Origin of the sequence: Streptomyces litmocidini (genome assembly GCF_014649755.1) — a bacterium.
Taxonomy (GTDB): domain Bacteria; phylum Actinomycetota; class Actinomycetes; order Streptomycetales; family Streptomycetaceae; genus Streptomyces; species Streptomyces litmocidini.
This window is the reverse complement of record NZ_BMTQ01000001.1, coordinates 75,240-89,216: the sequence shown is the minus strand read 5'-3', so window position 1 is coordinate 89,216 and position 13,977 is coordinate 75,240. Positions and strand designations below refer to the sequence as shown.

The following is a 13,977-nucleotide window of genomic DNA, read 5'->3' as shown; positions in this document are numbered from 1 at the left end:
TATCCACGGCCGCTGGGTCGACCTGGCCCGGGTCAATGGAGGTCGTGTCTCCGACTATGGCAGACGGGGGGCCTTGTCGCCAAAAGTCCCTACCGGGACATGAGGGGGCAAAACAGGATGATTTAATTATGAATCGTTGGTGACGTCCAGCACTCACCTTGTAAACAGTGAATGACTATGCGGTTCGCCGGGTGTTTCCCGGGCCCGTCCGCATCCTGGACGCCCGATGCGTACCTGCAAACGTCCTGAATTGGCCTAATCACCGCCAATCGGCCGCCCTCCCTCTTGAATGGTCGCGTGAAGCCGACCGACCGCCGAGGAGCCCTCCGCGCGGGCGCGGCCGCCGCCCTCGCGGGAGCCCTCTCCACCGCCTGCGGCACGGAACCCCGCCCCGCCCCCTCCGGGCACCCCCCGGCCACCGGGCGACCCCCCGCCGCCGGGCACCGCCCCGCCCCCGCGCCCGTCGTCGCCCCGGCCCCCCGCCGCTTCCCCGGACAGCCGGACGAGATCGCCCACGGCCCCCGCGACCGGCCCCGGGTCGCCCTCACCTTCCACGGCCAGGGCGACCCCGCCCTCGCCCGGCGGCTCCTCGCCCAGGCGGAGGAGGCCGGCGCCCGCGTCACCGTCCTCGCCGTCGGCAGCTGGCTCGACCGGCACCCCGACATGGCCCGCCGCGTCCTCGACGGCGGCCACGACCTCGGCAACCACACCCAGCACCACATCGACGTCAACGCCATGACCGAGGCCGGGGCCCTCGCCGAGATCGAGGCCTGCGCCGACCGGCTGCGCCGGCTCACCGGCTCCGTCGGCACCTGGTTCCGCCCCTCCCGCACCCGGAACGCCGCCCCCGCCGTCCTGCGCGCCGCCCGCCGCGCCGGATACCCGCACGTCCTCTCGTACGACGTCGACTCCCTCGACTTCACCTCGCCCGGCGCCGCGGCCGTCGTCCGCAACGTCACCGGGCCGGTCCGCGCCGGGTCCGTCGTCAGCCTGCACTTCGGCTACCCGGAAACCGCCGCCGCGCTGCCCCTCCTCCTCGCCGATCTCGACCGCCGCGGCCTGAGCGCGGTCACCACCACGGAGCTGCTGAGCTGATGGCACACCTCAAGAAGAGATCCAGGACCCTCCTCGCCGCCGCCCTCCTCGTCGCCCTCGCCGGCTGCGGCGCCGCGAACCACCCCGAGGGCGCCGCCCCCGTGAAGAAGGCCGCCCCCGCCGTGCCCGGGCGGGCCACCGCCCCCGCCGGGCTCCCCGGGATGCCGCCCCTGCTCGACCCGCACGACGTCTACGCCGCCGACCGGCCCGGTCGGCTCTCCCCGGTGGTACGGAACTTCCCCTCCCGGGTCTACGTCCCCAACACCAACTCCAACACCGTCTCCGTCATCGACCCCGCGACCTACCAGGTCGTCGAGACCATCCCGGTCGGCCTCCAGCCCCAGCACGTCGTCCCCTCCTGGGACATGAAGACCCTCTGGGTCAACAACGACCGGGGCCACACGCTCACCCCCATCGACCCGGCCACCGGCGTCGCCGGCAAGCCCGTCGAGGTCCACGACCCGTACAACCTCTACTTCACGCCCGACGGCAAGTACGCCGTCGTCATGGCCTCGCTCGACCGCGAACTCGTCTTCCGCGACCCGCACACCATGGAACGGAAGAAGTCCGTCCCCGTCAGCTGCTACGGCGTCAACCACGCCGACTTCTCCGCCGACGGCCGCTACTTCGTCGTCTCCTGCGAGTTCTCCGGCGAACTCCTCAAGGTCGACACCGAGAAGATGGAGGTGATCGGCCAGCAGAAACTGCCCTTCGAGGGCGCCATGCCGCAGGACGTGAAGATCTCCCCGGACGGCAAGACCTTCTACGTCGCCGACATGATGGCCCACGGCATGTGGGTCCTGGACGGTGAGAAGTTCACCACCCCCACCCTGCTCCCCACCGGCAAGGGCTGCCACGGCCTCTACATCAGCCGCGACTCGCGCGAGATGTACGTCTCCAACCGCGGCGAGGGCTCGGTCTCCGTCTTCGACTTCCCGAAGAACAAGCTCACCAAGAAGTGGTGGCTCCCGAAGGGCGGCTCCCCCGACATGGGCGGCGTCTCCGCCGACGGCAAGGTCCTGTGGCTCTCCGGACGCTACGACTCCGAGGTGTACGCGATCGACACCACCACCGGCAAGCAGCTCGCCCGCATCCCCGTCGGCAGCGGCCCCCACGGCCTCGCCGTCTACCCCCAGCCGGGCCGCTACTCCCTCGGCCACACGGGCATCTTCCGGTAGCGGGCGCGGCCGGTTCCTCCGGCGGCCGCTCAGCCGGCGACGAGGAGCGCCTCCGAGGCCACCGGGCGGTAGCCCGCCGCCTGGAAGACGCGGACGCTGCGGGCGTTGCCCGGGGCCTGCTGGGCCCACACCACCTCGCCCGGGACGAGGTGGCGGGCCGCCGTCGCCAGGGCCCGTCCCAGGCCCCGGTGGCGCACCTCCTCGTCCACCTCGACCGCCGCCTCCCAGCGGCCCGCCACGCCCCGGCCCAGGACGAGGACACCGCCGTCGGCCGCCCACACCCGGACGTCGTCGCGGAACTTCAGCGCCCGCGCCACCCGCGGGTGCCCCGGGTCGTCGATCTCGCGGAGCTCCAGCGGGGGAGGGCCCGGCAGCGCGTCCGCCACCGTGAGCAGGTCGACGGTGTTCATGTGCCGGCCGGTGCGGGCCATCAGCGTGAGCAGGAAGCCCGGGTTCATGCTCGCCGCGAGCGGGTCGCCCGACGTGGCCGCCAGCGCCCCCCGCACCCACTCCGGGTCGGCCTCCGTGAAGACCACCGAATGGGCGGTGAAGGCCAGCACCCCCGCGTCCCGGGGGCCCGGCTGCGGCACCACCGTCGTCGAACCGTCCGGGGGCGGGAACGCCCCGCGTGCCGCCGCCGCCAGGAGCTCCGCCACATCACTGCTCATACCCCCATCATCGGACAGCGGCGGGCCAGCTAATCTGACCCCCGACAGAACAGCACCGAGAAGGGGCGGAAGCAGTGGCGGACATCGAGTCGGCACGTACGGCATTCAACAAGTTCGACGTGGACGGCGATGGCTTCATCACCGCCGCGGAGTACAAGCACGTCATGGCGCAGCTGGGCGACTTCCACGTCACCGAGACGGTCGCCGAGGCGCTCATCAAGCAGCGCGACGACAACGGGGACGGGGTGCTGTCCTGGGACGAGTTCTGGGGCCACCTGAACAAGGCCTGACCCTCCCGCCGGGCGGGAAGGGAACGGCCCGCCCCGGGAGCCCCGGGGCGGGCCGTTCCTCGTGGGTGAACGGTTCAGCACTCGATGATGTTCACCGCGAGACCGCCGCGCGCGGTCTCCTTGTACTTGACGCTCATGTCGGCGCCCGTCTCCTTCATGGTCTTGATGACCTTGTCGAGGGAGACCAGGTGGCTGCCGTCGCCGCGCATCGACATCTTCGCCGCCGTGACCGCCTTGACCGCCGCCATGCCGTTCCGCTCGATGCACGGGATCTGGACCAGGCCGCCGACCGGGTCGCAGGTCAGGCCCAGGTTGTGCTCCATGCCGATCTCGGCCGCGTTCTCCACCTGCTCGGGGGAGCCGCCGAGGACCTCGGCGAGGGCGCCGGCCGCCATCGAGCAGGCCGAGCCGACCTCTCCCTGGCAGCCGACCTCGGCGCCGGAGATCGAGGCGTTCTCCTTGAAGAGCATGCCGACCGCGCCGGCCGCGAGGAGGAAGCGGACGATGCCGTCCTCGTCCGCGCCGGGCACGAAGTTCATGTAGTAGTGCAGCACCGCCGGGATGATGCCGGCCGCGCCGTTCGTCGGGGCGGTGACCACCCGACCGCCCGCCGCGTTCTCCTCGTTCACGGCCATCGCGTAGAGGGTGATCCACTCCATCGCGTGTGCCTTCGGGTCGCCCTCGGAGCGCAGCTTGCGGGCGGAGGTCGCGGCGCGGCGGCGGACCTTCAGGCCGCCGGGCAGGATGCCCTCGCGGGACATGCCGCGCGAGACGCAGGCCTGCATGACCCGCCAGATCTCCAGGAGGCCCGCGCGGATCTCCTCCTCGGTGCGCCAGGCCTTCTCGTTCTCCAGCATCAGGGAGGAGATCGACAGGCCGGTCTCCTTGGTGAGGCGGAGCAGCTCGTCGCCGGTGCGGAAGGGGTACTTCAGGACGGTGTCGTCCGGGATGATCGGGTTCTCGCCGGCCACCGCGTCCTCGTCGACGACGAAGCCGCCGCCGACCGAGTAGTACGTCTTCTCCAGGACGAGGCCGCCCTCGGCGTCGTACGCGAAGACCGTCATGCCGTTGGCGTGGTACGGCAGGGCCTTGCGGCGGTGCAGGATCAGGTCGTCGTCGAACGAGAACGGGATCTCGTGGGCGCCGAGCAGGTTGATCCGTCCGCTCGCCCTGATCCGCTCGAACTCGTCGTCGGCGCCCTCCACGTCGACCGTGCGCGGCGAGTTGCCCTCCAGGCCGAGGAGGACCGCCTTCGGGGTGCCGTGGCCGTGGCCGGTCGCGCCGAGCGAGCCGTACAGCTCCGCCCGTATCGAGGCCGTGTGGGCGAGCAGGCCCTCGTTCTTCAGGCGGCGGGCGAACATCCGGGCAGCCCTCATGGGGCCCACCGTGTGGGAGCTCGAAGGACCGATGCCGATCGAGAACAGGTCGAAGACCGAGATGGCCACGGGAGGACTCCTTGTGGGGGCTAGACGCCGTTGTCTGCCGGGGTGGAGCAGAAAGGCTGAACACGGGGCGGGGCACCGCGCTCACTGTCCAGTGTGCGCGGTGCCCCGGAGCTTTCGTACGAATGAAACCGGAACTAAAGCGTACGAAATTACTTCAGGCCGGGGTACAGCGGGTGCTTGTCGGCCAGCGCGGTCACCCGGGCCTTGAGGGCCGCGGCCTTGTCGGCGTCGAAGCCCGGCTTCAGGGTCTCGGCGATGACGTCGGCGACCTCGGCGAAGTCCTCGGCCTGGAAGCCGCGGGTCGCGAGCGCCGGCGTGCCGATGCGCAGGCCCGAGGTGACCATCGGCGGGCGCGGGTCGTTCGGAACGGCGTTCCGGTTGACCGTGATGCCGACCTCGTGGAGGCGGTCCTCGGCCTGCTGGCCGTCGAGCTCGGAGTCGCGCAGGTCCACCAGGACCAGGTGCACGTCCGTGCCGCCGGACAGGACGGAGACGCCGTGGGCGGTGACGTCGTCCTGCACCAGGCGCTCGGCCAGGGCGCGGGCGCCGTCCAGGGTGCGCTGCTGGCGCTCCTTGAACTCCTCCGAGGCCGCGACCTTGAAGGAGACGGCCTTGGCCGCGATCACGTGCTCCAGCGGGCCGCCCTGGAAACCGGGGAAGACCGAGGAGTTCAGCTTCTTCGCGAACTCCTTCTTCGCCAGGATGATGCCGCCGCGCGGGCCGCCGAGCGTCTTGTGCGTGGTGGAGGTCACCACGTCCGCGTACTCGACCGGGTTCGGGTGCAGGCCCGCGGCCACGAGGCCCGCGAAGTGGGCCATGTCGACCCACAGGTAGGCCTCGACCTCGTCGGCGATCCGGCGGAACTCCGCGAAGTCCAGCTGACGCGGGTACGCCGACCAGCCGGCGATGATCACCTTCGGGCGGTGCTCCTTGGCGAGGCGCTCGACCTCGGCCATGTCGACCAGACCGGCCTCGTCCACGTGGTACGCGACCACGTTGAACTGCTTGCCGGAGAAGTTCAGGCGCATGCCGTGGGTGAGGTGGCCGCCGTGCGCCAGGTCGAGACCCAGGATCGTGTCGCCGGGCTGGGCGATCGCGAAGAGGGCGGCCTGGTTCGCGGAGGCGCCGGAGTGCGGCTGGACGTTGGCGTACTCGGCGCCGAACAGGTCCTTGATCCGGTCGATGGCGATCTGCTCGGCCACGTCGACGTGCTCGCAGCCGCCGTAGTAGCGACGGCCCGGGTAGCCCTCGGCGTACTTGTTGGTGAGGACGGAGCCCTGGGCCTCCATGACCGCGACCGGAGCGAAGTTCTCCGAGGCGATCATCTCGAGGGTGGACTGCTGGCGGCGGAGCTCGGCGTCGACGGCGGCGGCGACGTCGGGGTCCAGCTCGTGGAGGGGAGTGTTCAGAAGCGACATGAATCGATCCCTAGGGGTCTCGGGCCCGGTCTCAGTTCCCGGTTTCGGAGAACGCGGTGTACTCGTCGGCGGAGAGCAGCTCGTCCGGCTCACCCGTGACGCGCACCTTGAACAGCCAGCCACCCTCGAACGGAGCCGTGTTCACCAGGGACGGGTCGTCCACCACGTCCTGGTTGGCCGCGACGACCTCGCCCGTGACGGGGGAGTAGAGGTCGCTGACCGACTTCGTCGACTCCAGCTCGCCACAGGTCTCGCCCGCGGTGACGGTGTCGCCGACCTCGGGGAGCTGGGCGAAGACGACGTCACCGAGCGCGTTGGCCGCGAACTCCGTGATGCCGACCGTCGCGACGCCGTCCTCGGCGGCCGACAGCCACTCGTGCTCCTTGGTGTAGCGCAGCTGGTTGGGGTTGCTCATGACCTGATTCTCCTGGATCGGGGGAGTACTGATGAACGTGGGTCTTACGGGGTGAGACGCGCGGTGGGACGACTGCGTCACTTCTGGCGCTTGTAGAACGGCAGCGCGACGACCTCGTACGGCTCGTGGGTGCCGCGGATGTCCACACCTACACCCTGGGTGCCGGGCGCGGCGTGCGCCGCGTCCACGTACGCCATCGCGATCGGCTTTCCGAGCGTCGGGGACGGGGCGCCGGAGGTGACCTCGCCGACGACCTCGCCGTCCTTGACGACGGACATGCCGGCGCGCGGGACGCGGCGGCCCTCGGCGATCAGGCCGACCAGCTTGCGCGGCGGGGCGGTCTCGGCGCGCTCGGCGGCCTTCTCCAGTGCCTCGCGGCCGACGAAGCGGCCCCCGTTGGTCGTCTTCTCGAACTTCACGACCCGGCCCAGGCCCGCGTCGAAGGGGGTGAGGGCGGTGGTCAGCTCGTGGCCGTACAGCGGCATGCCCGCCTCCAGGCGGAGCGTGTCGCGGCAGGACAGGCCGCAGGGGATCAGGCCGACGCCCTCGCCCGCCTCGGTCAGCGCCTTCCAGACGCCCTCGGCGTGCTCGGGCTTCAGGAACAGCTCGAAGCCGTCCTCGCCGGTGTAACCGGTGCGGGCGATCAGGGCGGGCACGCCCGCGACGGTGCCGGGCAGGCCGGCGTAGTACTTGAGGCCGTCCAGGTCGGCGTCGGTGAGCGACTTCAGGATGCCGGGGGACTCCGGGCCCTGGACCGCGATCAGGGCGTACGCGTCGCGGTCGTCGCGGACCTCGGCGTCGAAGCCGGCCGCGCGCTCGGTCAGGGCGTCGAGGACGACCTGGGCGTTGGAGGCGTTGGCGACGACCATGTACCGGGGAGACGCGTCCTCGGCCTCGTCGAGGCGGTAGACGATCAGGTCGTCGAGGATGCCGCCGTCCTCCCGGCAGATCATCGTGTAGCGCGCGCGGCCGACGCCGACGGTGGAGATGTTGCCGACCAGGGCGTGGTCGAGCAGCTCCACGGCCTGCGGGCCGGTGACGGTGATCTCGCCCATGTGGGAGAGGTCGAAGAGGCCGGCCCTGGTGCGGACGGCGTTGTGCTCGTCGCGCTCGCTGCCGTACCGCAGCGGCATGTCCCAGCCGGCGAAGTCGGTCATGGTCGCGCCCAGCGAACGATGCAGGGCATCGAGGGCGGTCAGGCGGGGGGCAGTGCTCATGGGGTGGCTCCCGGGTCCCAAGGGCGTGATCGGTGACGAAAACACATGACGGGCGAGGACGTCCTCCCCATCTGTCATGGAACCTGAGAGGTTCACCGAGGGCATCTCGTCACCGGGGACCGGCGCCGAGAAGTCGGCTTGCACCTTGGGTGGGGACACGGTGAGGTGTCCCGCTTTTCAGATCTGCCTCATCCACGCGGTACGGGGCCTGAGAGATTCAAGGGAGGGTCTTGCTCCTTCGGCGCCCGGACGCGCTCGGCGGTCCGGAACTCTCCCGCGCGGATTCGAGCGGCCGGTATGCGGTTGTACGGCGACTGTGCGCGCCTGGCGCGCACATCATCGCACGCGGTGTCGGCGGGGCAAATCGCTTGCGCGCCATTACCATTTCTTTACACTTCATGGGCAAGGGTCTCCTCAGGTCTCCTGAGACCCGACAGGGGGGAGCGCGATGAGGATCCAGCACACCGGCGCGTACGCGGCGAGCACCGGCATACCGTCCCAGCGGGCCCGCGCCCGGAGCCGCGGACGCCTCCTGCGGGACCTGCGCGAGCGCGAGGGCCGGGGCCCCCGCTCCCTCACCTTCGCCGCCGGCGACCTCGTCGTCGTCTCCGGGCTGCCCGGCAGCGGCAAGTCCACCCTGATGAAGCGCGCCGCCCGGGGCGGCGCCATCGACTCCCAGGACGTCCGCGAGCGCTGGGAGGCCCGTGTGCCCCGCCTCCTGCCCTACGCCCTCTACCGCCCCCTGGTCCGGATCGCGCACTACGCCGCCCTGCGCCGCGTCCTGCGCTCCGGCGCGAGCGCGATCGTCCACGACTGCGGCACCCAGTCCTGGGTGCGGGCCTGGCTCGCCCGCGAGGCGAGACGGCGCGGCCGCGCCCTGCACCTGCTCCTCCTCGACGTCACCCCGGACACCGCCAGGGCCGGCCAGCACGCCCGCGGCCGGGGAGTCTCCGCGTACGCCTTCGGGCGCCACCGGCGGGCCGTCGGCCGGCTCCTGCGGGCCGCCGAGTCGGGCAGCCTCCCGCACGGCTGCGCCTCGGTGACCCTCCTCGACCGGGCCGCCGCCGACTCCCTCCGCAGCATCGGCTTCCGGCAGGCGGCCTGAGGGACGGAGCGTCCGGGGGCGGAGACGTCCGGCCGTCCCGGGACGCCCGTACCCTTCCCTTCCGGCCACGGCGGCGGCGGGGCGGCGTTAGGGTGCTGTCGGGCGGCCGGTGCGGAAGGCCGTGCGAGAAGGGGAAACGCGACCGTGGACGTGACGTGGCCGGGCAACGAGCTCGAAGAGGTCCTTGCCGCCTCACTGGGCAACCCCGAGGCGGGAGCCCGCCTCGTCGAGGTGCTGGGCCGCAGCCCGGTCTGGGTGCCCCTGCCCAACGGCGGCGGCCCCGACAGCCAGGCACTCGACCTCGCCACCATGGAGCTCGACGGCGCGGCCTACGTGCCCGTCTTCAGCTCCGAGCAGCAGTTCCGCGCCTGCGTCGGCGACCACATGTCCTTCACCGTCGCCCCCGCCCGTGACTTCGCCCGGGGCCTGCCCCCGCAGCTCGGCATCGCCGTGAACCCCGGCGGCGCCGTCGGCGTCCCGCTGCCCCCGCCCGCCGTCGCCGAGCTCTGCCGCGTCGGCCGCACCCCGCTCGACGGGCCCGCCAGCGGCGGCCGCGTCCGCCTCTTCGAGCCCGACTGGCAGGACGACCCGGTCGACTTCCTCGCCGCCGCCTCCGCCGAGTTCGAGGCCACCGGCATCGTCGCCACCGCCCGCCGCGTCCTCGCCAGCGTGGAGGGCACCGAACCCGCCCTCTTCGTGGGCGTCCAGCTCTCCCACTGGGAGGGCGCCGACCGCACCGCGCCCCTGGACGCCCTCGGCCGGGCCCTCGGCCGGGTCGAGGTCGCCTGGCCGGTCAACCTCATCCTGCTCGACATGGCACAGGACCCGGTCGGCGACTGGATGCTGGAGCGGGTGCGCCCCTTCTACCAGCGCGGCGGCGTCTGAGCGGCCCGCTGTTTAAGCTGAACCGACTCGATCGCTGAACCGACTCGATCGCTGGACAGACGTACGTGGTGGACGGAAGAGGGGCGGAACCCAGGGTGAGTGCGTCAGGCACCGCTGCGACCGGAGGACGGGTCGAGCACATGCTGCGCCAGGTGGCACCCGGACGCTACGACGCGTACGAGCAGCTGCTGCACGCCCTCGCCGACGGCGAGCTGTGGATGCTGCTCTGGCAGGGCGCCCCCGGCTCGCCCGACGCCCAGTACGGGAACATGGAGGTCGACGGCCACGGCTACGCGCCGTGCGTCACCTCCGCCCAGGAGCTCGCCGCCTCCGGCTGGAACCGCGCCCACGAGCTCGTCACCGGCCGCGACATCGCCCGCGCCCTCTACCCGGACCGCTGGGGCGTCTGGCTCAATCCGCACGCCCCCGGCGGCGGCGTCGGCGTCCCCTGGGCCGACCTGCGCCGGATCGCCACCGGCCTCGACCGGATGCCCGCCGGTCCGCTGCGCGTCACCGAGCCCGCCCTGGAGATCCCGCAGTTCTACGCCCTGCTCACGCAGAACGCCCACCGCACCCCGGCCGTCCGGGCGCTGCGCCGCGGCTGGGTGCAGCCGGCGCTCGGCTCCCCGTACCTCGCCATCGGCCTCGACCTGTACGACACCTCGCCGGCCGCCGTCGACGAGGTCCGTTCGATGATGCGCCAGACGATCGGCACCGTCCCCGACGGGCTGCCCGTCTCGACGGTCGCGCTCTCCGACGCGTACGACCCGGTGGCCCTGTGGCTGCGGGCGAACGCGCGTCCCTTCTACGACCGCGAGGCGCACGCCGGACGCGGTTCCGCCGCCGTACCGGGATACGGGTACCCTCCGCCGACGCCGTCCGGATACTGAGACGCCCCTGGTGTCCCACTTGTCGGCAAAGGCCTCCGGAGTCCGCTCCGGAGGCCTTCGTTCACCCCAATTCGACAGCTCAAGGCACTGGTTGAGCGACATGTCCGATTGCGGGCAAGAGGGCCCCGGTTGGTCCGCTCACATGATCGGGGCGTCCGGATAACGGAAGTCGCAGCACCGCATCACGTTTGAGCAAACATTCCCCGCCAGGGCTGGCGGGTGATCGCGAGCCCATTGAAGACTCCCCGGAACACGGGGCGTTCGGTTCCTTTCGAGCCGATGTCCAGCAGGTTGTTCCACGGAGCCGCTCACCACGCGGCGGGCAAGGGCCGGCTACCGGCGGCCGAGAGGGGTCCTCACCACGATGACGGCACCACTGCACGAGACGAGTGCGGGCGACGCGACCGCCACCGTCGACGGTGCGCCCGACGCTCCCGGCACACCGGACAACTCCGGCGCGTCCGGCAGGGCGATCGAGGGGCGCTCGCCCTGGAAGATCGCCTGGACCCGTCTCAAGCGCGACAAGCTCGCCCTCGCGGGCGCCTTCGTCGTCATCTTCCTGATCCTCGTCGCGATCTTCGCGCCGGTCATCGTGGGCCTCCTGGGCCACCCGCCGGACGAGTTCCACGAGGACCAGATCGACCCGCTGTTCGGCACGCCGATCGGCTCCTGGGGCGGCGTCAACGGCGACTTCCTGTTCGGCGTCGAGCCCGTCAACGGCCGCGACGTCTTCAGCCGGATCGTCTACGGCGCCCGGATCTCGCTGCTCGTCGCCTTCCTCGCGGCGGTCTTCGCGGTCTTCCTCGGCACGGTCCTCGGCGTCGTCGCCGGCTACTTCGGCGGCTGGATCGACGCGGCCCTCAGCCGGATCATGGACGTGATGCTCGCGTTCCCGCAGCTGCTGTTCACGATCGCCCTGGTCTCGGTGCTGCCCAACGAGCTCCTCGGCCTGGACGGATCGGGCGTGCGCATCGCCGCCCTGGTCGTGGTGATCGGCTTCTTCGGCTGGCCGTACGTCGGCCGCATCGTCCGCGGCCAGACCCTCTCGCTGCGCAACCGCGAGTACGTCGAGGCCGCCCAGAGCCTGGGCGCCGGCCGCCTCTACATCCTGCGCCGCGAGCTGCTGCCCAACCTGATCGCCCCGATCATGGTCTACGCGACCCTCATGATCCCCACCAACATCCTCACCGAGGCGGCGCTCAGCTTCCTCGGCGCGGGCGTGAAGCCTCCCACCGCTTCCTGGGGGCAGATGCTGTCGACGGCCATCACCACCTACGAGGCGGATCCCCTCTTCATGGTGATCCCCGGCCTCGCGATCTTCATCACCGTTCTGGCGTTCAACCTCTTCGGCGACGGCGTGCGTGACGCGCTCGACCCGAAGGGCTCCCGCTGACCGTTCGCCGACGACACGCAAGACCCGCCCCTGCCGCTGGCGACAGGAGGCCCACCCCAATCGGCGGACCGCCGTAACGGCCGCCACTATCCCGGAGGTTGCTGGACCCATGCTGAAGAGCTCTCAGCGCAGAATCGCCGCGGGCGCGCTGCTTGCCGCGGCCACGATGGTCGTCACCACCGCCTGTGGCGGTGGCAGCGGCGACGGCGGTGGCAAGGGCGCCGGCGCGCCCGGCTTCAACGCCGGCGTGAACAAGGTCGCCAACGTCTCCGACAAGAAGGGCGGCGAGCTGAAGTTCATCGGCTCGCAGGACGCCGACTTCTGGGACCCGCAGCGCGGCTACTACGGCTTCATGTGGGACTTCGCCCGCTACTACACCCGCCAGCTGGTCACCTTCAAGGCCGCGCCGGGCGCCGCCTCGACCGAGCTGGTCCCGGACCTCGCCACCGACACGGGCAAGGTCTCGGCCGACGGCCTGACCTACACCTTCACGCTGAAGGACGGGGTCACCTGGGAGGACGGCAAGCCGATCACCTCCAAGGACATCAAGTACGGCATCGAGCGCGTCTGGGCGCAGGACGTCCTCTCCGGCGGCCCGATCTACCTCCAGCAGGTCCTCGACCCCAAGGGCGAGTACAAGGGTCCCTACAAGGACACCACCACGGACAAGCTCGGCCTGAAGGCGATCGAGACCCCGGACGACAAGACCATCGTCTTCAAGCTGCCGGCCGCCAACGGCGACTTCCTGCAGATGCTGGCCATGCCGGCGGCCTCCCCGGTCCGCCAGGACAAGGACACCAAGGCCAAGTACACCCTCAAGCCGTTCTCCTCCGGCCCGTACAAGTGGCAGTCGTACACGCCGAACAAGTCGCTCAAGCTCGTCCGCAACGACAAGTGGGACGCCAAGACCGACAACGTCCGCAAGGCCCTGCCGGACACGATCAGCGTCGCCTTCACCACGAACGCCGACGACATGGACAACCGTCTGGTCGAGGGCGAGTACGACGTCGACATCAACGCGACCGGCATCGGCTCCGCCGCCCGCCAGAAGGTGCTCCAGCAGCACAAGGGCAACGTCGACAACCCGCAGACGGGCTTCATCCGCTACGCGGTCTTCCCGCAGACGGTGATCCCCAACATCGAGTGCCGCAAGGCCATCATCTACGCGGCCGACTCGAAGTCCCTCCAGACCGCCCGTGGCGGCCCGCAGGCCGGTGGCGACATCGCCTCCAACATGCTGCCGCCGGCGATCAAGGGTGCCGACCCGAAGGCCGACCCGTACAACAAGCTCGGCGGCGCCCCGGACCTGGCCAAGGCCAAGGAGGCGCTGAAGAAGTGCGGTAAGCCGAACGGCTTCAAGACCACGATCGCGGTCCGCAACAACAAGAAGATCGAGATCGCGACCGCCGAGTCCCTCCAGCAGTCGCTGAAGGCCGTCGGCATCGACGCCCAGATCGACCAGTTCGACGGCGCCCAGACCTCCGGCATCATCGGTTCGCCGAAGGTGGTCAAGGACAAGGGCTACGGCATCATCATCATGGGCTGGGGCGCCGACTTCCCGACCGGTCAGGGCTTCCTCCAGCCGCTGGTCGACGGCCGCTTCATCCTGCAGAGCGGCAACAACAACTTCTCCGAGCTGAACGACAAGGCCATCAACGGCCTGTTCGACAAGGCGCTGAAGGAGACCGACCCCGACAAGGCCGGCGAGATCTACAAGCAGATCAACACGAAGGTGTCGGAGGCCGCGGTCTACCTGCCCTTCACCCACGAGAAGAACATCATCTGGCGCAGCTCCCGGCTGACCAACGTCTACACGGCGGACGCCTACAACGGCCGCTACGACTACGCGTCGCTCGGCGTCGTCAAGTAATCCGACCCGCTTCACCGGCGCACCACCCGCCGCCAGGTCCGAAGGGCAGGTGATGGCCGCCCCGGCGGCCGGGAACCCGATCGGGTTCCCGGCCGCCGACCGGCCGAC

The 13,977-nt window shown here is 71.0% G+C and carries 13 protein-coding genes and 1 riboswitch; of the genes, 8 read left to right on the top strand and 5 right to left on the bottom strand.

What is annotated here, in order from left to right; genetic code table 11:
• Positions 1-297: 297 nt before the first annotated feature.
• Together IE180_RS00365 and IE180_RS00360 are read left to right on the top strand one after the other, a co-directional pair.
• Positions 298-1,095: a polysaccharide deacetylase family protein gene (locus IE180_RS00365; protein WP_190154698.1), complete on the top strand. Its 798-nt coding sequence runs from the start codon at positions 298-300 to the stop codon at positions 1,093-1,095.
• Positions 1,095-2,273 carry a YVTN family beta-propeller repeat protein gene (locus IE180_RS00360; protein WP_190154697.1) on the top strand — a complete coding sequence of 393 codons (1,179 nt, stop codon included), beginning with the start codon at positions 1,095-1,097 and terminating at the stop codon, positions 2,271-2,273. The genes IE180_RS00365 and IE180_RS00360 overlap by 1 nt, the downstream gene beginning before the upstream one ends.
• Positions 2,274-2,302: 29 nt before the next feature.
• On the opposite strand, the gene IE180_RS00355 is transcribed toward IE180_RS00360, so the two are convergent.
• Positions 2,303-2,941 (bottom strand): GNAT family N-acetyltransferase, encoded by a 639-nt coding sequence (locus IE180_RS00355; RefSeq protein ID WP_190154696.1) that lies wholly within the window; start codon positions 2,939-2,941, stop codon positions 2,303-2,305.
• Positions 2,942-3,015: 74 nt separating this feature from the next.
• Here IE180_RS00355 and IE180_RS00350 point away from each other — a divergent pair, with 74 nt between their 5' ends.
• Positions 3,016-3,231 carry an EF-hand domain-containing protein gene (locus IE180_RS00350; protein WP_030694068.1) on the top strand — a complete coding sequence of 72 codons (216 nt, stop codon included), beginning with the start codon at positions 3,016-3,018 and terminating at the stop codon, positions 3,229-3,231.
• A 74-nt stretch (positions 3,232-3,305) separates the two neighbouring features.
• Here the strand turns inward: IE180_RS00350 and IE180_RS00345 are convergent, their stop codons facing one another.
• From IE180_RS00345 to gcvT, 4 genes are all read right to left on the bottom strand, one after another.
• The gene (locus tag IE180_RS00345; RefSeq protein WP_190154695.1) at positions 3,306-4,676 is read right to left on the bottom strand and encodes an L-serine ammonia-lyase; all 1,371 of its coding nucleotides are present in this window, start codon (positions 4,674-4,676) and stop codon (positions 3,306-3,308) included.
• Positions 4,677-4,825: 149 nt separating this feature from the next.
• The gene (glyA, locus tag IE180_RS00340; protein WP_093873992.1) at positions 4,826-6,094 is read right to left on the bottom strand and encodes a serine hydroxymethyltransferase; all 1,269 of its coding nucleotides are present in this window, start codon (positions 6,092-6,094) and stop codon (positions 4,826-4,828) included.
• 31 nt (positions 6,095-6,125) lie between these two features.
• Positions 6,126-6,509, bottom strand: coding sequence for a glycine cleavage system protein GcvH (gcvH, locus tag IE180_RS00335; RefSeq protein WP_190154694.1), 384 nt, complete (start codon positions 6,507-6,509; stop codon positions 6,126-6,128).
• Positions 6,510-6,586: 77 nt separating this feature from the next.
• The gene (gene gcvT / locus IE180_RS00330) at positions 6,587-7,726 is read right to left on the bottom strand and encodes a glycine cleavage system aminomethyltransferase GcvT (protein WP_190154693.1); all 1,140 of its coding nucleotides are present in this window, start codon (positions 7,724-7,726) and stop codon (positions 6,587-6,589) included.
• A 187-nt stretch (positions 7,727-7,913) separates the two neighbouring features.
• Positions 7,914-8,013, bottom strand: a riboswitch (glycine riboswitch).
• 161 nt (positions 8,014-8,174) lie between these two features.
• Between gcvT and IE180_RS00325 the strand changes: the two genes are divergently transcribed.
• From IE180_RS00325 to IE180_RS00305, 5 genes are all read left to right on the top strand, one after another.
• Positions 8,175-8,831, top strand: coding sequence for an AAA family ATPase (locus IE180_RS00325; RefSeq protein WP_190154692.1), 657 nt, complete (start codon positions 8,175-8,177; stop codon positions 8,829-8,831).
• A 144-nt stretch (positions 8,832-8,975) separates the two neighbouring features.
• Entirely contained in the window at positions 8,976-9,716 is a 741-nt protein-coding gene (locus IE180_RS00320) for an enhanced serine sensitivity protein SseB (RefSeq protein ID WP_190154691.1), read from the top strand.
• A 95-nt stretch (positions 9,717-9,811) separates the two neighbouring features.
• Entirely contained in the window at positions 9,812-10,606 is a 795-nt protein-coding gene (locus IE180_RS00315; protein ID WP_190154690.1) for an enhanced serine sensitivity protein SseB C-terminal domain-containing protein, read from the top strand.
• 364 nt (positions 10,607-10,970) lie between these two features.
• The gene (locus IE180_RS00310; protein ID WP_190154689.1) at positions 10,971-11,999 is read left to right on the top strand and encodes an ABC transporter permease; all 1,029 of its coding nucleotides are present in this window, start codon (positions 10,971-10,973) and stop codon (positions 11,997-11,999) included.
• 109 nt (positions 12,000-12,108) lie between these two features.
• Positions 12,109-13,869 carry an ABC transporter substrate-binding protein gene (locus IE180_RS00305; protein ID WP_190154688.1) on the top strand — a complete coding sequence of 587 codons (1,761 nt, stop codon included), beginning with the start codon at positions 12,109-12,111 and terminating at the stop codon, positions 13,867-13,869.
• Positions 13,870-13,977 lie beyond the last annotated feature (108 nt).